Raw genomic sequence first — 20,267 nt, 5'->3', positions numbered from 1 at the left:
AGGTATTATCGGAGTTCAGCCCGCGCCGCGGCAGAGACGTTGTGGGTGGCCGATAACGCGCGCAGGAAAGCCGCCTGCCGCGCGGCCGTCCACCCGTAATGGCGCACGGAACTGGCGGGCAGATTTTGCGCGAGTAAGAAAACGGTTTCGGGCGAGGTTCGATTTCAGCGTGGATAGCGGACTTTAGCTTCAGTGCTCAGGCAAATCGTGGGCTGGGAGGGCGCTCAGACATTAAATCGCTCCAACTCCAGCGGAGGCATAAAAGCTAATCGCTCAATGGCCCATTTTACCCAATCGTCTCCGGTATCATAGACGCCCGCTTGATAATAGAGATCTGTCCGGAGTTCTGCGCGATCTGGACCGCAACTTGTATCCACCGTCTGCTTTTCGGCAAAAAGCAGCTCAATCCGATTCATTCGTCCTTGCTGGCGACTCCCGATGATCTTTGCGTCAACCAAAATCTTCGGACCGGTCCAGAGCTTTCGGGTCATCGAATTACGAGAGGAATGAAGAGCATCTTGCACTTCAGCCGAACCTTTGAAGAGCATCTTCGGAGTTCCTCCGAATGTGTCATCGAAGGTGACAAGCGTCGTAAAATCCCGAAACAGGCCGTCCAATCGCGACACATCTCCGGTTCTAAAGAACGCTACAAGCTTTTCGCCCCAAGCATCCTCTTCATACTCTGCATAAGAGCAGGCAGAAACAGGTGATGCTGCTGTCAGCGCCATACCCGCTGCCGCAGTTTTTAATAGATCGCGACGATCAATCACAAGTCACGCTCCCTCGACACCACGTCGAATACGCTCAAGCTACAGGCTGTTAGGAAGTTCGGCAATCAGGTCGTGAGCGGTCAGTCGCGCTTACCCTGCTTCTCTCCGGACCCCCCGGCGCAAAATCGACAAACCTTTCGCAAAAAGCTTCCTCTCATGCTGCGCCGCGACGCCGAGCAGGGTGATGCACCGGCTGAACCACGAAGCCCCGCCGTGAGTAAGAATATCAACCCTCGTTTCGCGCCAGATAGACCGCCTCGTTCACCGGTTCGGGACGGAAGGAGAAGTGCCGGATCATCGTCCCGCTCGGTCCGCCGCGGAAAAATTGCCAACAGTGACTTTCGTGAAAATCGCTACACACACGGTCGTCGAAGAAAGAGTAGCGACCGTAATCTCGCAGCGCGCCGTCCTCGCCGCTGCAGGCCTCCATGCGGCCATCCGTTTGGAAAATGTAGCAGCCGTAACCCGTGGCCGAGGGATTGTCCGCAAAGGTAACCGTCATTCCGGTTACTGCGGTGCGCAATTCGTCGCCGCTCAGGGGTTGCTCGAGTGCCGCTTCGGATGCGGTGGTAGCGCAGCCTGCAAGCATGAGGGAGACGGCGAGGATAAATACATTCTTCATGCGACGAACTCCTTCACCTCTCCCACGAAATCATCGAACCTGTCATGATGCACCCAATGGCCGGCGCGGTCGTAGTTGGTGAGGGTCACGTTGTCGCCGAAGTGGGCCATGCGGCCATCCTCCGCCGGATTGCTGGCCCAGCTGTCGTTGCCGTAAACGAGGCGCGTGGGGCAGGTGATGCGCGTCCATAGCTCCTCCACCTGCGCCTGCGTCACGTCGTCGGGCGGCCAGGCGTGGAGGTGGGGGTCGAACTTCCAGCTCCACGTGCCGTCCTCGTTGCGGATGGCGCCGTGGCGGGTGAGGTATTCGGCCTGCGCGCGGCTGAGATAGCTGTTCGCCTCGTGCATCCGGCCCGCCGCTTCCTCGAACGTGACATAGCGTTTCGGCTGGCGGGCGGAGGCTTCGCGCTTCCTGGCGATCCAGTCCGTGCGGTGTTCGTACCATGGCTTTTCCGCCATCTTCGCCTGCATCTTCGGGCTGGGGCCGAGCCCCTCGATCGCCACGAGCTTGCGCACGTTGTCGGGGTACATCCCGGCATAGCGCATGGCGATATTGCCGCCGAGCGAGTGCGCCACGATGGTCACGGGCGCCAGCTCCAGCTGGTGGATCAGCTGCGCGAAATCGTAGAGATAAGCGGTCATCGGGTAATGGCCGGTGTTGGTCCATTCGCTGTCGCCGTGGCCGCGCAGGTCGGGGCAGATCACGTGCCAGTCTTCGCGCAGTTCTTCCGCGACCCAGTCCCAGCTGCGGCAATGGTCGCGCCCGCCGTGCTGCAGTATCAGCGGCGGCGCGTCCGGATTGCCCCAGTCGGCATAATGCAGGCGGGTGCGCTGGCTGATGAAGGTCTGGCTGACGGGTCCGATCACATCCATGGCCGGTGTTCTAGACCGGGCGGCGCGGAACCTGCAATTGCGCTGATGCGCTACATGAGGCGCGCTCACGCGCTCCATGAAGCGCACTGATGCGCTGTAACAGGCGCGCTGCTGCGCAAACGGAGGGACACGATCCATGGAATATACTCGCCTCGGCAACACCGGACTCGTCATTTCGCGCCTGTGCCTCGGCTGCATGAGCTATGGCGATCCCTCGAAAGGCATGCACGACTGGGTGCTGACGGAGGACGAGGGCCGCCCGTTCATCCGCGCCGCGCTGGAGGCCGGGATCAATTTCTTCGACACCGCCAACATGTATTCGGACGGTGCGAGCGAGGAAGTACTCGGCCGCGCGCTGGCCGATTTCGCGCAGCGCGACGAGGTGGTGGTGGCGACCAAGGGCTTCCTGCCGTGGCGCGATGCACCCAACACCGGCGGGAATTCGCGCAAGAGCCTGTTCAACGCCATCGACGCCAGCCTGGCGCGGCTCGGCATGGATCATGTCGATCTCTACCAGATCCATCGCTGGGACTGGTTCACCCCGATCGAGGAGACGATGGAGGCGCTGCACGACATCGTGAAGTCGGGCCGGGCGCGGCACATCGGCGCCTCCTCCATGCACGCATGGCAATTCGCCAGGGCGCAGGAGATTGCCCGGGCCAACGGCTGGACCGAATTCGTCTCGATGCAGGGCCACTACAACTTGCTCTACCGCGAAGAGGAGCGGGAGATGATCCCGCTGTGCGAGGACGAGGGCGTGGGGCTGATCCCGTGGAGCCCGCTCGCGCGAGGACGGCTGGCGCGGCCGTGGGAGGCGAGCACGAAGCGCAAGGAAAGCGACGGGTTCGGCAAGCACCTCTACGCCGCGGCGCAGGAGGCGGACGAGGCCATCGTGCGGGCCGTGGGCGAAATCGCCGAGGCGCGCGGGGTCGAGCGGGCAAGCGTGGCGCTGGCCTGGCTGATCGCGCGCGATGTGGATGCGCCGATCATCGGGGCAACCAAGGAGGGGCATCTCGATGCAGCCGTGGCCGCGCTGGATATCGAACTCACACCGGAGGAGATCGAGCGGCTGGAAGCGCCCTATGTGCCCAAGCCCGTGGTCGGGCTGGCCGATCCGCGCCCGTTCCGCGGCTCTGTTACGGTGAAGGGATAGCTATTTCCGCGCGTTATCGATCACCGCCATGGTGATGCGGCCGATGCAGACCGGGCGGTCCTCTTCATCGGTGACGCGCCAGGTCCAGACCTGGCTGGTGCGGCCCGCGGTTTCGCGGCGGGCGGTGCAGGTGACGAAGCCGTCCTTCACCGGGCGCACGTGGTTGGCGTTGACCTCCATGCCCACGGCCACGTGGCTCGCCGGGTCGAGCGTCCATGCAGCGCCGACCGAGGCGACCGTTTCGCCCAGCACCACCGAGGCGCCGCCGTGGAGCCGGCCGAAAGGCTGGTGGACATCGGGCCCCACCGTCATGCGCGCGGCCAGCCAGTCCTCCCCATAGTCGCAGAATTCGATGCCGAGCAGGCCGGGCATCACGGCCCCGCCGGACGCGGTCATGGCGGCAAGGTCGGGCGCGGCGAACCAGATCGTCTCGTCCATCTCAGATGCACCAGTCGAGTTCGTGGCACGGCTCGCCCGCGTCGGCCTTGCGGCGGCGATTGGCGACCATCCGCTCGTGCAGGGACCGGATCGTCCCGCTGCCCGTCCGCTCGAACAGGAAGGGGAACACGCCGTGGACGAGGCAGGCGATGCCGCCCGCGATCATCGGCAGACCGAAACTCGCCGCGACGCGCATATGCTGGAGATAGGTTTCACCGACGGTTTGCGGATGGGCGGTAAAGGGCGTCACGGCGCGGCTCCTCCTGTGCTGGCCGCCCAGCGATAGGGGCTGGCCGCGCGGCGCGCAATCGCTCTGCCGCTGCGAAATGCCCCACTCGACGCGGGCCTGCGGGCACGATATGCGCGGCCACAAGTTGCATTTGAAACCGGTTCAAGGATCCGCTGCCACCATGAAAGCCCTCGTCAAATCCCGCGCAGAACCCGGCCTGTGGATGGAGGACGTGCCCAAGCCCGAAGTCGGCATCAACGACGTGCTGGTGAAGGTGAAGCGCACCGCCATCTGCGGCACCGACATGCACATCTGGAAATGGGACGAATGGGCGCAGGCGACCATCCCCGTACCGATGGTGGTGGGACACGAATTCGTCGGCGAGATTTCCGAGATCGGCAGCAACGTGAAGGATTATTCGGTCGGCCAGATCGTCAGCGGGGAAGGCCATGTCGTGTGCGGCCATTGCCGCAACTGCATGGCCGGGCGCCGCCACATGTGCGCCAACGCGCAAGGGATCGGCGTCAACCGGCAGGGCGCCTTTGCCGAACACCTCAGCCTGCCCGCCGCGAACCTGTGGCTGCACAATCCGGGCATCGACCTCGACGTCGCATCGCTGTTCGATCCGTTCGGCAACGCGGTCCACACCGCGCTGCAATTCGACGTTCTGGGAGAGGACGTGCTGATCGTGGGTGCGGGCCCCATCGGGCTGATGGCGGCGGCGGTCTGCAAGCATGCCGGCGCGCGGCATATCGTGGTGAGCGACCTCAACCCCGAGCGGCTGGAACTCGCCAAGACGATGGGCGCCACCCGCACGGTGAACGTGGCCGAAGAAACGCTGGCAGACGTGCAGAAGGACCTCGGCATGACCGAAGGCTTCGACGTCGGGCTGGAAATGTCGGGCAGCGAGGCGGGCTTTGCCTCCTTGGTCGACAACATGTGCCACGGCGGCAAGATCGCCATCCTCGGCCTGCCTGCGGGCGATGCGCGGATCGACTGGCACAAGGTCATCTTCAACATGCTGACGCTGAAAGGCGTTTACGGCCGCGAGATTTTCGAGACCTGGTACAAGATGTCGGTCTTCATCGAGAGCGGGCTGGACCTGACGCCGATCATCACCCACCGCCTGCCGGCGGCCGAGTTCGAGAAGGGCTTTGCCGCCATGCTCGACGGGTCGGCCACCAAGGTCGTGCTGAACTGGGAAGATATCTGATGGACGCGAAATTCTACGACCACCTCGCCAGCGAACTCGCGGATATCGAGGACGCGGGCCTGACCAAGCACGAGCGGGAGATTACCTCTGCGCAAGGGCCGCAGGTCGCGCTGGGCGAGCGCCGCGTCATCAACCTGTGCGCCAACGACTACCTCGGGCTGGCGGGCGACGAGCGGCTGCGCGATGCGGCGCGCGAAGGGCTGGACACGCATGGCTACGGCATGGCGTCGGTGCGCTTCATCTGCGGCACGCAAGACCTGCACAAGGAAGCCGAAGCGCGCCTCAGCCGGTTCCTCGGCTTCGAGGACACGATCCTCTACCCGTCCTGCTTCGATGCCAACGGGGGCCTTTTCGAAGTGCTGCTGGGCGCCGAAGACGCGATCATTTCCGACGAGCTCAACCACGCCAGCATCATCGACGGCGTGCGGCTCTGCAAGGCGCAGCGCTATCGCTACAAGAACAACGACATGGCGGACCTGGAGGCCCAGCTGAAGGCCGCCGATGCCGCCGGTGCGCGCTTCAAGATGATCACCACCGACGGCGTGTTCTCGATGGACGGCTACATCGCCCGGCTCGACGAGATCTGCGACCTGGCCGAGAAATACGGCGCGATCGTGCATTTCGACGATTGCCACGCCACCGGCTTCCTCGGTGCGACCGGGCGCGGCACGCACGAATTCCGCGGCTGCATGGACCGGGTGGACATCACCACCGGCACGCTGGGCAAGGCGCTGGGCGGGGCGAGCGGTGGCTATACCTCCGCAAAGAAGGAAGTGGTCGCGCTGCTGCGCCAGCGTTCGCGCCCCTATCTCTTTTCCAATTCCGTCGCGCCCGCCGTGGTCAGCGGCGCGCTGAAGGCGCTGGACATCGCGGAAGACGGCGCAGCGCGCGAACAACTGTTCGCCAATGCCGCGCATTTCCGCGCCGGGCTGGAGCGGATCGGGCTGGAATCGCTGCCCGGCGAACACCCGATCATCCCGATCATGCTCTACGATGCGAAAATCGCCGCCGAATTCGCGCAAAAGGCGCTCGGCAAGGGCGTGTACGTCACCGCGTTCAGCTATCCCGTGGTGCCCCACGGCAAGGCCCGCATCCGCACCCAGATGTCGAGCGGGCTGTCGACCGACAACCTCGACCACGCGCTGGATGCATTCGCCGCAATTAAGGCGGAGATGGCGATATAGGCCGCGAAATTGTCCTAATCGCAGGGCTCGTCCTGTCGCCGGTAATTATATTCGTCGTGTTGTATTCGATCGATGCCGGATGCTTCGTTTGTCTTTCCGGTGCTTTCGAAGGAAGCTGGCTGGAGAAGCTTGCGAACGCGACAGTGCTCGCAATGTTCGGCTCGGTCATTTTCGTACTTATGCAGCGAAGTTCGCCGAAGAAATAACCCCGGCCGCAAAATGCTTCACTCCGACTGACCCTCCGCCGGCATCTCCGGCTGGTGGACCTTGCCGCCGTGGACCACCACGATCCGGTCCGCGGACTCGATCGTTTCCTTGCGGTGGGCGATGATGATGCGGGTGATGCCCATGCTGGCGATGGCCGCGTTCACCGCCTGCTCGTGCACCGTGTCGAGATGCGCGGTGCCTTCGTCCATCAGCAGGATCTTGGGCTGGCGATAAAGCGCGCGGGCCAGCAGCACGCGCTGCTTCTGCCCGCCCGAAAGCGTGCTGCCCATGTCGCCCACCAGCGTTTCGTACTGCATCGGCATTGCCGCGATATCGGCGTGGATGCTGGCCGCGTGGGCGGCGGCCATCACCCGCTGCTGGTCCACCTTCTCGTCGAACAGGGCGATGTTGTCGGACAGCGATCCTGCGAACAGCGTGTCTTCCTGAAGCACGGCGGCGATCTGGGTGTAATAGCTGCGGTGGCCGAAGCGCTTCAGCGGCATACCATCGACCAGCACCTCGCCGCTGTCGGGATCGACCAGGCCCAGCATGATCTTCATCATCGTGGACTTGCCGCCGCCCGAAGGCCCGGTGATCGCCACATGCTCGCCCGGCTCGATCTTCAGGTCCACCCCGTCGAGCACCATCGGGTCGCTCGGCGAATAGCGGTAGAAGACGTTCTTCAGCTCCAGCCCGCCCTTCAGCGGCGTGTCGAGATCGGGGCTTTCCTCGAAGCTGCGGTCTTCCTCCGTCAGCGCGATGTCGCTGAGGCGTTCGAGATGCAGCGACAGCATGCGGAAGGCGATGAACTGGTCGATCAGCGCCGCCGATTTCTGGATGAACTGGGTCTTGTAGCTCATGTAGGCGAAGACCATGCCGACGCTGAAGCCGGCGCCTTCGATCACGAAGCTGACCGCAAGATAGACCGTGATGATGTTTTCGAGCGCGAAGATCAGCGCGTTGCCGGTCTGCTGCCAGATGCCGATGCGCGCCAGGCGCACGTTGGCGTTGACGGCATCGGTCAGCTTCGTCTGCCACAGCGCGTGGCGCAGTGTCTCGCGCCCGAACAGGCGCAGCGTGGTGATGCCGCGCAGGCTCTCGATCAGCGTGGTCTGTTCCTTGCCGCCGGCGATGATGCTGGCTTCCTGCGCTTCCTTCTGCATCGAGAAGGAAATCGCCCTGACCACGCCGTAAAGCGCGAAAGCGGCGATTGCGATGAAGGCCAGCGTCGTGCTGTAGAAGAACATCACCACCAGCGTCAGGATCGCCAGCATCCCGTCGAGCACGGCGGCGACCGCGCCTTCGGTCAGCAATTGCCGGATGGGGGCGATGGACTGGAAGCGGGACAGGATGTCGCCCGTGTGGCGTTTCTCGAACCAGTCGACCGGCAGGCGGAACAGCCGCCGCGCGATGTTGCTCGACAGCGTGTAGCCCAGCGTGCTGCCGGCAAACAGAAGCACGAAGGATCGCAGGATGCTGGCGCCTGCCTGGATCAGCGCAAATATGCCGAAGCCCACGGCCAGCACCGCCAGCAGGTCCAGGTTCTGTTCCGGCAGCGCGCGGTCGATCGCGATCTGCATGTAATAGGGCAACGCGAGGACATAGGCCTGCAAAACGATGCTCAGCACGAAGACCTGCAGCAGCGCGCGTTTCAGCCCGCTCATGTTGCGCCACAGGTGCGACAGCTTCAGCCGCTCGCGCTGCGACCCGGTTTCGAAATTGTCGCTCGGCCGCAGTTCCAGCGCCACGCCGGTGAAGTGGTGCGACACCTCGTCCATCGGCATCCACTTCGAACTGCCTTCCGGATTGTGGATCAGCGCCTTGCCCGCCTTCACCTGCTCGATGACCACATAGTGGTTCATGTCCCAGTGGAGCACGGCGGGCATGTGCAAATTGCCGAGCTCTTCCAGCGGCAGCTTCACAGCCCGCGGGGTCAGGCCGATGCGGTCGGCAAGGCCGATCAGCGTGCGCAGCGCCGCGCCGCGCAGCGACGGGGCGAACCGCCGGCGCATGGTGCCGAGGTCCACGTCGAGCCCGTGGTAATTGGCGATCATCGTCAAGCTGGCGAGGCCGCATTCCGCAACCTCCGTCTGGCGGACGAGGCGCACGCGGCTGCGGCTGAAGAAACCGAGGTCGAGCATGTCAGCGGTTCCTTACTGCAAACAGCGGCTCGAACAGCCATTCGAGCAGGCTCTGCTTTTCGGCGATGATCCGGGCCGACAGGCTCATGCCAGGGCTGAGCGGATAGTCCCGGCCATAGGCGCGGATCGTGTCGGTCGTGGGGGCGACGGTGACGATGTAGAACGACATCGGCTGGCCGTTGGGGCCGGCGCGGGTCACCACGCTGCGCGATACCGTCAGCACCTTGCCCGGCACCGTGCCGAAGCGCTGGTAGGGATAGGCATCCACCGCCAGGCGCACGTCCTGCCCTTCCTCGACAAAGCCGATGGCCGACGAATCGACATAGAGCTCGGCGCGCAGGCGGGCGCCGCTCGGCACGATGGTCATCAGCGGCGTGCCCGGCTGCACCGCCTGCCCGCTGCGCGCGGTGAGCGCGGTGACCTGCCCGCCGACGGGGGCCTTCAGCGCATAGGCGCGCGCCCCGCTGGCGCTGGCCGCCTGCTGCGCCACGGCGGCGCGGTCGGCCGCGATCAGCGCGCTCTGGCTGCCCGATTGCGCCGCGACCGAGCTGCGCGCTCGCTCCGCCTCAAGCAGGGCGGAACGGCGGCTGCCGAGAGTCTGGTTCAACCGCAACAGCTCCTGCCGGCGCGACAACAGCGTATCCTGGCGGGCCTGAAGGTCGCGTTCGGAGATGAAGCCGCGCTCGGCAATGTCGCGGGCGCGGTCGAATTCGCCCTGCGCGCTTTCGACGAGCGATTGCTGGATGGTGATCTGCGATTGCAGCTGGGCGATCTCCGCCTGGATGCCCGATTGCTGCGCGGCGATTTGCGCCTGCTGGGCGGCGGCGGCGCGGTTGGCCATGTCGACCTGCATCGCCAGGCTCGCATCCTGGCGGCGGATGGCGGCCTCCACCTGCGCAGTGGCGCTGGCGCCGCCCTGCTGGTCTTCTTCGGAACGGATCGAGACGAGCAGCGTGCCGCCGTCCACGCTCTCCCCCTCTTCGACCGCGATGTCGGTGATGATGCCGCTGCGGGTCGGCACGATCTGCGCCACGCCCTTGTCCGGCACGATGGAGCCGGTGGCGACCTGCACCCGCGAATAGGGCGCCTGCCACAGGAACACGAGCGCGATCACCAGCGCGCCGAACAGCAGCAGGCCGATCGTCTGCCACGACGTCGGCAGCGCGATGGCGACGTCGCCCGACAACCTGTCGACCTTCCGGTCGAGGACTTCCTGTCTGAAAAGTGCCAATTGCGGCCCCTGATTTCACCCGTGGCCCAAACTGATGCCCGCCGCGATGCGGGGCGGCAATATGGCATGTGTGCTAATGTGCGAAAGCCGCCGCGGTACGGATGGATGGTCCGTACCGCAGCGGCCTTGCGCGGGGGCGGTGCAGGTCAGACGGCGCTGACGGAAGTCACTGGCACCATGCCCGTTCCGCCGAGGAACGGGTCGATCGGTTCGCCCCGCGTGCCATCGGGGTTTACGTGGTAGATCGGCGTGGTCTGGCCGCAGCCGGTGCCGTCGGGCGCTTCGATAACGCCACCGACCACGTGCGACAGTTCGGTTGCTTCAAGTTTACTGATCATGAGAATGTTCCTTTTCGTGAAATTGTGAAGTGAGGGTCAATTGCCGGTCGGCACGACCTGGATTTGTTTCACCAAGTCGGCAGCAAGGTTCGTGAACACTTCACCCGGGTCCGTGCCGATGGGATCGGGATCGACGCAGCCACCTTCGGTTTCGCCGCCGGCGACAAGGCGCATTTCGCGTTCGTTGAGCGCTTTCATGTATTGCCTCCCATAGATGCAGCCGTTCTCATTGAACCGGCAATGCACAGCCATATTCCGGGCGCGGCGTTACTTTCGCAATACTTCGGGGATACTAGCTGGTCGGGCCTAGTGCTGGTGTGCTAACGCCTTGCGCGGGCGGGCGAATGTGTGGCAGCGTCTTCGCGTGACCGAGGAACAGACCATCCCAGAAAGCCAGGCGCGCGATACCTGCGTGATTGTGGCCGACGACCATCCGGTTTTCCGTGAGGGGCTCAGCAGCCTCGTCACCGAGATCCTGCCCGAAAGCGAGCTGGCCGAAGTCGGCACGTTCGACGAGCTGCTGGCCCGCGCGGAGGCGGGGTGCGAGCCGACGCTGTTCCTGCTCGACCTGCATTTCCCCGGCATGGACCTTGCCAAGGGCATCCCGATGCTGCGGCGCAAATATCCCAAGGCCTCGATCGTCATCGTCTCTATGGCGGACGACAAGGCATCGACCGACCGCGTGCTGGCGGCGGGCGTGGACGGCTTCATCAGCAAGGCCTCTTCGCTCGCCCAGATGCGCGATGCGATCATCTCGGTCACGCGCGGCGAGTTCGTGAATATCTCGACGAGCGGCGGGATGACCAATGTCGCCTCGAGCTCGGCGCTGGCAGACCTGACTCCGCGGCAGATGGACGTGCTGCGCTACCTGGCGCAGGGCATGTCGAACAAGGAAATCGCCCGCGAGCTGGAGATATCGCCCTTCACGGTGCGCATCCACGTGTCGGCCCTGCTGCGTTTCCTGGGAGTGGAATCGCGCTCGGCCGCAGCAGTTCTGGCGGCGAAGCACGGGATCGGGTGAGTCGCTTAATTTCGGCGGTGATGCGCGAAATTGGCTAGGAATTCTTCTAAGAAAACTAAGGGCCGCAAATCCCAGATTTGCGGCCCTTATTGGATTAAAGCATCTGCTCGGTGGGGAACGCCGGCGGCGGCGGCGGCGGGGGAGGCGGCGGGTTGCCATTGATCAAATTCATCAATGTTGACCACTGGTCCCCACCGGAAACCTCTTCCAATTCAAAAATTTGCAAGCCTTCGATAGGCATTGTCACCCTCCTTTGTTAGCCTTCTCTCGATTGATGAGCGAAGCTGCCCGTGCGGTCCATCACACAAGGAGTTTTCTAGGTCCCCGGAGATGTATCGGCAATTAGCACAGGCGGACTATCGGCGCGGAGCAAGCCTGTCTGAGAGCAGGGCCGAGCGCAATTCGACCGGGCGGAGCGGTTTCGAGAGCACGAGATAGGCATCGTCTCCCATCGCTTCCCTGACGAACTCCGGAGGATGGCCCGACAGCACGATCGTATTGATACCTTTGGAACGGAGTCGGCCGATCGCTGGCCTAAAGTCGGAAAGCCGCTTCCCGCCGCCCAGATCGAAGTCGCTAAGGATGACGTCGAATTCCGGACTGTCGGTGAACTGCGGGGACGTTTCGGTGTAACACCCCCACTGCTGGATTATCATCTGCGTGGCATGCAACGTGTCGGGATCGTCGTCGATAATGAGTACCCGCAGTCCATCGAGTAAGGGCGAAGCGACTTCTGCAGTCTTGCGAGATGCCGGGACCTCACCATCCAACAGGGGAAAGCCCTCGATGGTTGCGGAAGTGCCGTGCCCGGGGCGCGAATCAAGGCGAAAGGACAATGCCATCAGCGAGCATATCCGCTCGACGATGGCGAGGCCCAGACCCGAGCCCTCGATAGCCATCGGCCGTGTAGCGCGAAAATACTCCCGCGAGACGTGCCGCAAATCCTCCTTGGGGATCCCTTTTCCCTGATCGTAAACACAAAGGCTGACGCTCTGGCCACGGCGCCGGGCCCCAACCACCGCCTGCTTGCCGGTGGCATATTTGATGGAATTGGACACGAGGTTCTGGAGCAAGGTCACGGTCAAGGCGCGATCCGCCATGATCACGAGCTCGGACGGAACCATTCGCAAGGTGAATCCGGACCTCTCCGCAGCAAGCCCCTGCGTCTCTTCGACCTCGGCCAGGATCTGGTTGACGGACACCGGTCTCGGGTCGGCGTTGATCGATCCGCTTTCCAGCGCCGCGATATCCAGCAGGGACTTGAACATTCTGCTGGACATGTCGACGGACCGGCCGATCTTGCGGACCAGATCCTGCTGGAAACTATCGAGCCCGGTCTGGCGCAGGCGTTCCGACAACATGCCTATCGCATGGATCGGCTGGCGCAGGTCATGGCTTGCCTGCGCCAGGAACCACGATTTGCTTTCGGCAGCCCTCTTGGCTTCGTCAAGTGCACTCCGATAACGACCCGCAACTCTGACCAGAGCGAAAGCGGCCAAGAAAGCGATGCCGTGGGAGGGATCGATGTATAGGTCCCAGAATGGCATCAAGGTTGGCAGGGCGAGAAGGATCCCGAGACTGCCGAGCGCGACAAGCCGCCCTTGAGGTCTGGGAAGACATAGCCATGCAAGCGCCGCGATAACCGCAAGTAGATAGGCAGGCCATGCTCCCAGGTTAGTCGGCCTGCCATCAATCAATGTTTGCGCGGCAAGTAGCGTGGTGGCCGCACTTGTCGCCGGGCCCCTTGCCGTGGACAGCGTATCGCGCCGCGGGTCACCGGTCGCGGCGAGAAGGACGACCTTGCCCGTCAGGTTGTCCAAAGAACCCTCATTCGCGATCAGGTTTCCGAGCGAAAAAGACGGCACGGAATTCACGTCGTATCGCTGGTCGATCGGAGTGTTTGCGGGGATCGCGCGAAAATCTTGTGCGATAAATTGCGCAAGGCCGAAGAGAGACCCACTGCCGGTGTTTTTTTGGGCGGGAATGTAGATCGGCGCACCAAGAAAATTCGATTGAAGCGCGTTATTCGCGATACGGATGTCGTCCATGAGCAAGCGGTTGGGAAGGGTCGCCCGATAGATCATTTGGTCTTGGCCAGGGGAGAATAGGTCGCGCAACCTTGAATTACGAGCTGGCGTCACAGCCACTGAAAATACCGGCTTGTCTGGCAGGGTCTCGATGACCTCCTTCAAACTCTTCGCGCCCTCTTCCGTAAGGGCGCTGAGAGGAAGATGATCTATTATAATGGCCTGCGGCTTCGCCGACGACACGACCTCGAGCGCGCGTGGGACAGCGCTTTCCCGCCCTTCGCCGAATTCAGTCCGCCCGATGTCCACCCGCACGATAACGGCATCGCCGTCATACGGTTTGGAAGCGAGATTGGCGGAAAGCGCGGCAAGGGGCCAACCGAGCGGCTGGAAGGGCGAAATCGGAAGCAGCACCAGGAAGATGGCGCTCAGGATCAGGAATGCCCGGGTGCCTTGCGGCCATCTGCCAGTTTTCACGATGCCTCCCGTGCGCGGCGATTGCGACACATGGACCAAATGCACGAATATGCGGGACGCGGTCCAGTTTTTCCTGCTCCGCCGTCGCATTCGCGCGTCGGCGTCGGCTCGCGGCGACAGGGCTTGTCTCGGACAAGGATTTGGTGCGGTCGAGAAGACTCGAACTTCCACGGCCTTTCGGCCACAACGACCTCAACGTTGCGCGTCTACCAGTTCCGCCACGACCGCACTCAATCGAAAAGGGCCGCGTCTGCGGCGGCCCCCGGAGGTAGGAGCGCGCCCTTAGCAAGCAGGTGAGGGGGCTGCAAGCGGCTTTCGTCCCACGAGGGCAGGGTCAGGCCAAGGTCAGGCTGGCGACCAGCCGATCTCGGCAGAGCGGGCGGTGCGGGGCACGTCGGTCACGGCTTGGTTGATGCTGACGCTTTCGCCCGGCGCGATGGTGCGCTGCCCGGCGTTGATGACCTTGCTGTAGACGATCTTCTGGCGCGCATCGCGCATCACGATCAGGATTTCTGGCAGGCGCTGGGTCGTTTCGCCGACATTCGTCACGCTGCCGCTGACGCCGAAATACTGCGTGCCGTTGGGCAGCTTGCGCTGGTCCTGCCGGTCCTGCGGGAATTCCAGCAGCAGGTCGGGCTGCGGCTGGGCGAATGTCGGCCGCTCGATCGGCACCCAGTCGGGCAGGCCCCAGTAATTCGCCGCGGCGATCAGGCCGACGGCGGAAATGGCGAAGATGGCCGCCGCCCAGGTGAGCAGCTTGAGCTTGTTGCGGCGTGGGCGGAACGGCGGTTCGTGGTCGAATTGCGAACGGTCGTCGTCCGGCTCGTGGATGAACTCGCGCACCGGTGCCGCCTCGGGCGCGGGCGGGACGGGCGGAGGATCGTCGCTTTCGGCCTGGGCGACCGGTTCCTCGCGCGCCGGAGACGGGGGAGGGGGAGGCGGAGGCGGAGGGGCGGGCGCGGCTGCCGCTTCCTCGCTCCGCCGCACGGCGATGGAGGGGCCGGGCGGCGGCGTGGGCGTCGGCGCGGGAATGGTCTCTTCGTTCCGCGGCGTTGCCGCAGGTGCGGTCGCGGGAGAAGGGGCGGCCGCTGTCGGCGCGGCCTTCGCTTCCGGCCTGCTCTGGCTAGCCAGCGCGTCTTCGGACGGATCCTGGAACCAGCTCGTGCGGCACTGCGCACAGCGCACGGTTCGCCCTTCGGGGCCGATCGCCTTGTCGGGCACGACGTAGCGCGTGGCGCAGGCAGGGCAGGAAATGATCATCTTGGCATGGCGTTAAGCACGATTGCGACGAAGCGGGCAAGGTGGTGAAAACCGCCCCATGCGGCGGGATTGGCTTTTTTCCACACCGGCACGCCGCTATAGGCCGTTTTGCCCATGCTCTCCTGCCCCCGAAACCTGCCCTCCTGCGCCCCGACTGGCGCGATATCGTGAACGACCTGCGCGACGATATCATCCAGTTCGACAATGTCGGGCTGCGTTACGGCACCGATCGCGAGGTGTTGAGCGATGTGTCCTTCTCGCTTTTCCCGGGCAGTTTCTATTTCCTCACCGGGCAAAGCGGCGCGGGCAAGACGAGCCTCTTGAAGCTGCTCTACCTCGCCCAGCGCCCGTCGCGCGGGGCGATCCGCATGTTCGGCACCGACGTGATCACGCTGGCGCGCGGCCGCCTGCCTGCATTCCGCCGCCGGATCGGCACCGTGTTCCAGGATTTCCGGCTGGTGAGCCACCTGTCCGCCTTCGACAATGTCGCCCTGCCGCTGCGCGTGGCGGGCGTGCCGGAGGCCGACATCCGCAAGCCGGTGGCAGACATGCTCGACTGGGTCGGGCTGACGGAGCGGATGGACGCGCGGCCGGAAACGCTTTCAGGCGGGGAGCAGCAGCGCGTCGCCATTGCCCGCGCGGTGATCGCCCGGCCCGAACTGCTGGTGGCGGACGAGCCGACCGGCAACGTCGATCCCGACATGGCGCTGAAACTGCTGCGCCTGTTCGAAGCGCTCAATCGCCTCGGCACGACGGTGGTGGTCGCGACCCACGATGTCCATTTGCTCAAGAAAGTGCCGCAATCGCTGATCATGCGGTTGGACAAGGGTCGCCTGTCCGATCCCACGGGCGCGCTGCGCTATCCGCCGCGCCAAACCGAAGGCACCATACGCGGGGGGCGCCGGTGAAGCCGCCTCCCGCCCGCCGTTTCGCACGGCTGCGCGGCCTGTCCCCTTTCCGCGGGGACCGGGCGGCGGAGATCGTGCCGCACGCGCGCCTGTCCGGACCCATGCCGTGGGTGATGGCGATCATGATTGCGCTGACCAGCGTGGCGGCGGCAGGCGGACTGTCGCTCAGCAGCCTCGCCTCCGGCGCGCGGGCGGAGCTGGACGGCGGGCTGACCGTGCAGGTGATGGAAGCCAACCCCGCCGCCCGCGATCGCAAGGCGGAACAGGCGGTCTCCTTCCTCAGCAACCAGCCCGGCGTGATCGCCGCTCAGCGCGTGCCGCAGGACGAGTTGGCGACCTTGCTCGAACCCTGGCTCGGCGAGATGGGCGGCGACGGCGGGGCGGAAGAGGCGGCAATCCCGATCCCCGCGCTGATCGACGCGCAGCTGGACGAAGCGGCCTCGCCCGAGCGGCTGGAGCGTCTGGCGGACGCCCTGTCGGCAGCTGTGCCGGGGGCGACGGTCAACACGCAGTCGAGCTGGCTGGAGCCGGTCTTCGGCGCCATCGCCTCGCTGCAATGGCTGTCGCTCGGGCTCGTCGTGCTGCTGTCGCTGGCGACCGTGGCCGCGGTGTGGCTGGCGGCGCGCAGTGCGCTGGGCGGATCGCGCGACACGGTGGAAATCGTGCACCTGCTGGGCGGGACGGACCGACAGATCGCCGGCGTCTTCCAGCGCTCCATCGCCTATGACGCGATGCTGGGGGGGGCGGTGGGCCTCGCCATCGGCATGGGCGCTATCCTGGTCCTCGGCTCGCAATTCTCGGCGCTCAATTCGGGCCTGATTGCGGAAAGTTCGCTCGGTTTGGGCGAGTGGATGTTGATTGCCGCGATTCCGCTGGTAGGCGTCGCGCTCGCCGCATTGACGGCGCGCGTCACGATCCTGCTGGCGCTGAGGAAGATGTTATGATCGGGCGGCTGATTGCTGCATTCCTGCTTGCCTGGGTGCTGGGTTTCGGCTGGTTCGCCGTCGCCCTGCCGCAACCCGTGGACGACATTCGCACCGACGCGGTGGTCGTGCCGACCGGCGGGGGCGGGCGCATCCAGCGCGGGCTCGAAGTGCTGGAGCAAGGGCGGGCCGAACGCATGTTCGTGACCGGTGTCGACCGCGAGGTGAGGCCCGAGGAATTCGCCGCCGAATTCGGCGTGTCCGACGCCCGCATGGAATGCTGCGTGACGCTGGGCTACGCCGCAGTCGACACGCGCGGCAACGCGGCCGAAGCGGCCAAGTGGGTGGAAAGCAACGACGTGGAAAGCATCCGCCTCGTTACCACCGACTGGCACATGCGCCGCGCCCACCTCGACCTCGGCCGCGAATTGCCGGGCGGGGTCACGATGGTGGAGGATGCGGTGGCGTCGGAGCCCTCGCTCTACATCCTCTTCCTCGAATACCACAAACTGCTGGCGGATTATGCCGGGGGGATCATCCTCAGGTGATCGCGCTGCGCAATATCGTGTTCTACCTGCTGTTCGTGCTGGGCAGCATCGTGTGCATCTCCATGGGTGCGCTCACTTCCCCGTTCGGGCGCGAGCATACGCAGCGCTGGCCCGACCGGTGGAGCCGCTGGCACCGCTGGATGTGCGAGAATATCCTCGCCATCAGGGTGGTGGTCGAAGGGCCGCAGGAAACCCGACCGGTGCTTTACGCCCTGCGCCACGAATCCTTTTTCGAAGCGATCGACCTGCCCGTGCTGCTCGACAAGCCGGTGCCCTTCGCCAAGGCGGAGCTGTTCCGCATCCCCGGCTGGCGCGCCGCATCGCGCGGCTACGGTGCGGTGGAGGTGAAGCGCGACCAGGGCGCCACGATGCTGCGCCAGATGGTTTCGCAAGCCAAGGGATATAGCGCGGAGGGGCGCCCGCTATGCATCTTTCCCGAAGGCACGCGGGTACCGCATGGGGAGGAGCGCGCGCTGCAATCGGGCTTCGCCGGCCTCTACAAGCTGCTGCGCCTGCCGGTGGTGCCGGTCGCGGTCGATTCCGGTCCGCTCTACCACCGCTTCTGGAAGCGCCCCGGCACCATCACCGTTCGCTTCCACGAACAGATCGAACCCGGCCTCCCGCGCGAAGAAATCGAAGAGCGCGTGCGCACCGCGATCACTTCGCTGAACTAGGCTGCCTGCCTCAGTGCCCCCGCCCGAAGTCTGGCGAAGCGTCGTCCTGTCCCTGCTCGATGATCGATCGGCGGATGGCGCGCGTGCGGCTGAACAGGTCGTGCAGCGCCTCCCCGTCGCCCGAACGGATTGCGCGCTGCATGGCGGTGAGATCCTCGGTAAACCGGCCGAGCATCTCCAGCACCGCGTCGCGGTTGTTGAGGAACACGTCGCGCCACATCACGGGGTCGGACGCGGCGATGCGGGTGAAATCGCGGAAGCCGCCGGCGGAATACTTGATCACCTCGCCGCGCGTGACCTCTTCCATGTCGGACGCGGTGCCGACGATGGTGTAGGCGATCAGGTGGGGGATATGGCTGGTCACCGCGAGCACGAGGTCGTGGTGCTTCGCGTCCATCACCTCCACCTTGGCGCCGAGCGAGCGCCAAAGGCCGGTCAGCGCCTCGACCGCTTCGGGCGGAGCGTCGGCGGGCGGGGTCAGGATGCACCAGCGATCCTGGAACAGGCTGGCGAAACCGGCGTCCGGGCCGCTCTGCTCGGTCCCGGCAACAGGGTGCGCGGGGATGACGGTGTGATGCGGCAGCGCTTCGGCCAGCGCCTCCACCACCGATTGCTTGGACGATCCGACATCGCTGACGATGGCGCCTGACGGCAGCGTATCCGCCAGATCGCGGGCCGCCGCGCCGATCGCGCCGACCGGCACGCACAGGATGGCAAGATCGCATCCGGCCACAGCCTCCGCCGCCGTCTCGCACACGGCAGTGACCAGCGCGCGTTCCGCGGCGCGGCGGCGCACGGCGGGATCGCGGTCGTAACCGCAAGTGACGATGTCGGGCCGCCGCACCGCCAGCGCGAGGCCGACCGACCCGCCGAGCAGGCCGAGGCCGATGATGGCGATGCGCTGCACGCCTAGACTGCCTCTGCCAGGTTGCGGATGACCTGCGCGACCCTATCCATCTGCTCGCGCGTGCCGATGGTAATGCGCAGCGCATGGGCGAGGCCCTGCGAGGGCAAGTGCCGCACCGCGATGCCCGCATCCGCGATGGCCGCCAGCGCGGTCTCGGCGGAAAGGCCGCCTTCGAACAGCACCAGCGCGAAATTGGCGCGGCTGGGGATCATGCGGATGCCGTGATTGCCCAGCGCGGCGATGGCTTGCGCAAAGCGCTGCAATTCTTCGGCGTTGTGCGCGCGCGAATGTTCGACGAACTGCCTATCGGCCAGCGCGGCGGTGGCGGCGGCCTGTCCGGTGGCGGACACGTTGAAGGCACCGCGCAGACGGTTCAGCATGTCGACCAGATGCGGCGCGCCTGTCGCCCAGCCGATCCGCTCCGCCGCGAGGCCATGAGCCTTGGAGAAAGTGCGGGTGACGAGCACGTTGTCGTGCGCCGCCGCCAGCGCCAGCCCGCCGTCGTCCTCGCCGGGGGCGAGATATTCGGCATAGGCCTGGTCAACCACCAGCAGCACGTCTGCGGCAAGCCCCGAGTGTAGCCGCGCGACCTCGCCTGCGTCCAGCCAGCTGCCCACCGGATTGTTGGGATTGTCGAGCAGCACGACCTTCGTGCGCTCCGTCACCGCAGCCAGGATATTGTCGACCGAGGCTGCGTAATCCGCATCGTCCGCGAACACCGCCTTGGCCCCGACCTTGTGCGCCAGCAGCGGGTAGAGCGAAAAGGAGTAGCGCGAAAACAGCACCTCGTCGCCGACCCCGGCGAAGGCCTGCACCGCGCATTGCAGCATCTCGCCCGATCCCGCACCGCACACGATCCGCGCCGGATCGATGCCGTGGAGCGCGCCGATGGCCTCGCGAAGGGCGCGGCTGTCGGGATCGGGATACAGCGCCAGCGCGCCCGCACCGGCCTTGGCGGCGAGCGCTTGCGGCGAGGAGCCGAGCGGGTTCTCGTTCGCCGACAGCTTGGCCAGCGGCTTGCCGTCAGCGCCCGAAGACTTGCCGGGCACGTAGGCATGGATCCGCTCGACATAGGGCTTGGGGACCGGCCTGATTTGGGAACGCTGGGTCATGCGCGCGGCTTT

Annotated in this window: 22 protein-coding genes and 1 tRNA gene; 8 read left to right on the top strand and 15 right to left on the bottom strand. The window is 65.1% G+C overall.

From position 1 onward, the window contains the following. Nucleotides 1-224: 224 nt before the first annotated feature. The 3 genes from VCJ71_RS08080 to VCJ71_RS08070 all read right to left on the bottom strand — a co-directional run bounded on the left by VCJ71_RS08080 (nt 225) and on the right by VCJ71_RS08070 (nt 2,264). Nucleotides 225-770 (bottom strand): hypothetical protein, encoded by a 546-nt coding sequence (locus VCJ71_RS08080; RefSeq protein ID WP_324640352.1) that lies wholly within the window; start codon nt 768-770, stop codon nt 225-227. 226 nt (nt 771-996) lie between these two features. Next, nucleotides 997-1,392: a hypothetical protein gene (locus VCJ71_RS08075; protein ID WP_324640351.1), complete on the bottom strand. Its 396-nt coding sequence runs from the start codon at nt 1,390-1,392 to the stop codon at nt 997-999. Further along, nucleotides 1,389-2,264 (bottom strand): alpha/beta fold hydrolase, encoded by an 876-nt coding sequence (locus VCJ71_RS08070; RefSeq protein WP_324640349.1) that lies wholly within the window; start codon nt 2,262-2,264, stop codon nt 1,389-1,391. The genes VCJ71_RS08075 and VCJ71_RS08070 overlap by 4 nt, the downstream gene beginning before the upstream one ends. A gap of 136 nt (nt 2,265-2,400) precedes the next feature. Between VCJ71_RS08070 and VCJ71_RS08065 the strand changes: the two genes are divergently transcribed. Then, nucleotides 2,401-3,417 carry an aldo/keto reductase gene (locus VCJ71_RS08065; RefSeq protein ID WP_324640348.1) on the top strand — a complete coding sequence of 339 codons (1,017 nt, stop codon included), beginning with the start codon at nt 2,401-2,403 and terminating at the stop codon, nt 3,415-3,417. Here VCJ71_RS08065 and VCJ71_RS08060 read toward each other — a convergent pair whose 3' ends face one another. Both VCJ71_RS08060 and VCJ71_RS08055 read right to left on the bottom strand, forming a co-directional pair. After that, on the bottom strand, nt 3,418-3,855 hold the full coding sequence (locus VCJ71_RS08060; protein ID WP_324640346.1) for a PaaI family thioesterase: 438 nt from the start codon (nt 3,853-3,855) through the stop codon (nt 3,418-3,420). It lies immediately after the preceding gene. Between the two features lies 1 nt (nt 3,856). Next, nucleotides 3,857-4,105 (bottom strand): DUF6356 family protein, encoded by a 249-nt coding sequence (locus VCJ71_RS08055; RefSeq protein WP_324640344.1) that lies wholly within the window; start codon nt 4,103-4,105, stop codon nt 3,857-3,859. Nucleotides 4,106-4,265: 160 nt separating this feature from the next. Here VCJ71_RS08055 and tdh point away from each other — a divergent pair, with 160 nt between their 5' ends. Both tdh and VCJ71_RS08045 read left to right on the top strand, forming a co-directional pair. Beyond that, the gene (gene tdh / locus VCJ71_RS08050) at nt 4,266-5,297 is read left to right on the top strand and encodes an L-threonine 3-dehydrogenase (protein ID WP_324640342.1); all 1,032 of its coding nucleotides are present in this window, start codon (nt 4,266-4,268) and stop codon (nt 5,295-5,297) included. Continuing rightward, complete coding sequence (locus VCJ71_RS08045) at nt 5,297-6,481, top strand: glycine C-acetyltransferase (RefSeq protein ID WP_324640340.1); 1,185 nt, start codon at nt 5,297-5,299, stop codon at nt 6,479-6,481. Before tdh ends, VCJ71_RS08045 begins: the two co-directional genes overlap by 1 nt. Nucleotides 6,482-6,705: 224 nt before the next feature. On the opposite strand, the gene VCJ71_RS08040 is transcribed toward VCJ71_RS08045, so the two are convergent. The 4 genes from VCJ71_RS08040 to VCJ71_RS08025 form a co-directional block, all read right to left on the bottom strand. After that, entirely contained in the window at nt 6,706-8,829 is a 2,124-nt protein-coding gene (locus tag VCJ71_RS08040; protein ID WP_324640338.1) for a peptidase domain-containing ABC transporter, read from the bottom strand. Between the two features lies 1 nt (nt 8,830). Next, complete coding sequence (locus VCJ71_RS08035; RefSeq protein WP_324640337.1) at nt 8,831-10,060, bottom strand: HlyD family secretion protein; 1,230 nt, start codon at nt 10,058-10,060, stop codon at nt 8,831-8,833. 146 nt (nt 10,061-10,206) lie between these two features. After that, nucleotides 10,207-10,398, bottom strand: coding sequence for a hypothetical protein (locus VCJ71_RS08030; protein WP_324640336.1), 192 nt, complete (start codon nt 10,396-10,398; stop codon nt 10,207-10,209). A gap of 36 nt (nt 10,399-10,434) precedes the next feature. Beyond that, complete coding sequence (locus VCJ71_RS08025; protein ID WP_324640334.1) at nt 10,435-10,596, bottom strand: hypothetical protein; 162 nt, start codon at nt 10,594-10,596, stop codon at nt 10,435-10,437. 166 nt (nt 10,597-10,762) lie between these two features. On the opposite strand from VCJ71_RS08025, the gene VCJ71_RS08020 reads away from it, so the two are divergent. Further along, nucleotides 10,763-11,419 carry a response regulator transcription factor gene (locus VCJ71_RS08020; protein WP_324640331.1) on the top strand — a complete coding sequence of 219 codons (657 nt, stop codon included), beginning with the start codon at nt 10,763-10,765 and terminating at the stop codon, nt 11,417-11,419. Nucleotides 11,420-11,513: 94 nt separating this feature from the next. Here the strand turns inward: VCJ71_RS08020 and VCJ71_RS08015 are convergent, their stop codons facing one another. From VCJ71_RS08015 to VCJ71_RS08000, 4 genes are all read right to left on the bottom strand, one after another. After that, on the bottom strand, nt 11,514-11,660 hold the full coding sequence (locus VCJ71_RS08015; protein WP_324640328.1) for a hypothetical protein: 147 nt from the start codon (nt 11,658-11,660) through the stop codon (nt 11,514-11,516). 115 nt (nt 11,661-11,775) lie between these two features. Next, entirely contained in the window at nt 11,776-13,923 is a 2,148-nt protein-coding gene (locus VCJ71_RS08010) for a hybrid sensor histidine kinase/response regulator (RefSeq protein WP_324640327.1), read from the bottom strand. 141 nt (nt 13,924-14,064) lie between these two features. Next, nucleotides 14,065-14,151: transfer RNA gene (locus VCJ71_RS08005), tRNA-Leu, on the bottom strand. 117 nt (nt 14,152-14,268) lie between these two features. Then, complete coding sequence (locus tag VCJ71_RS08000) at nt 14,269-15,183, bottom strand: MJ0042-type zinc finger domain-containing protein (protein ID WP_324640326.1); 915 nt, start codon at nt 15,181-15,183, stop codon at nt 14,269-14,271. 167 nt (nt 15,184-15,350) lie between these two features. On the opposite strand from VCJ71_RS08000, the gene ftsE reads away from it, so the two are divergent. From ftsE to VCJ71_RS07980, 4 genes are read left to right on the top strand one after another with little or no spacing between them, the layout of a single operon-like run. Next, entirely contained in the window at nt 15,351-16,091 is a 741-nt protein-coding gene (gene ftsE, locus VCJ71_RS07995; protein WP_324640325.1) for a cell division ATP-binding protein FtsE, read from the top strand. Next, complete coding sequence (locus VCJ71_RS07990; protein ID WP_324640323.1) at nt 16,088-17,035, top strand: cell division protein FtsX; 948 nt, start codon at nt 16,088-16,090, stop codon at nt 17,033-17,035. The genes ftsE and VCJ71_RS07990 overlap by 4 nt, the downstream gene beginning before the upstream one ends. Next, the gene (locus tag VCJ71_RS07985; RefSeq protein WP_324640322.1) at nt 17,032-17,562 is read left to right on the top strand and encodes a YdcF family protein; all 531 of its coding nucleotides are present in this window, start codon (nt 17,032-17,034) and stop codon (nt 17,560-17,562) included. Before VCJ71_RS07990 ends, VCJ71_RS07985 begins: the two co-directional genes overlap by 4 nt. After that, nucleotides 17,559-18,236 (top strand): lysophospholipid acyltransferase family protein, encoded by a 678-nt coding sequence (locus VCJ71_RS07980; RefSeq protein WP_324640321.1) that lies wholly within the window; start codon nt 17,559-17,561, stop codon nt 18,234-18,236. The genes VCJ71_RS07985 and VCJ71_RS07980 overlap by 4 nt, the downstream gene beginning before the upstream one ends. Nucleotides 18,237-18,246: 10 nt before the next feature. Here VCJ71_RS07980 and VCJ71_RS07975 read toward each other — a convergent pair whose 3' ends face one another. Together VCJ71_RS07975 and VCJ71_RS07970 are read right to left on the bottom strand one after the other, a co-directional pair. Then, nucleotides 18,247-19,143: a prephenate/arogenate dehydrogenase family protein gene (locus VCJ71_RS07975; protein WP_324640319.1), complete on the bottom strand. Its 897-nt coding sequence runs from the start codon at nt 19,141-19,143 to the stop codon at nt 18,247-18,249. A gap of 2 nt (nt 19,144-19,145) precedes the next feature. Next, nucleotides 19,146-20,255: a pyridoxal phosphate-dependent aminotransferase gene (locus VCJ71_RS07970; RefSeq protein WP_324640318.1), complete on the bottom strand. Its 1,110-nt coding sequence runs from the start codon at nt 20,253-20,255 to the stop codon at nt 19,146-19,148. Nucleotides 20,256-20,267 lie beyond the last annotated feature (12 nt).

The organism is Pseudoblastomonas aquimaris (assembly GCF_035481675.1).
Taxonomy (GTDB): Bacteria; Pseudomonadota; Alphaproteobacteria; order Sphingomonadales; family Sphingomonadaceae; genus Alteriqipengyuania_B.
This window is presented reverse-complemented; position numbering and strand designations above follow the sequence as displayed.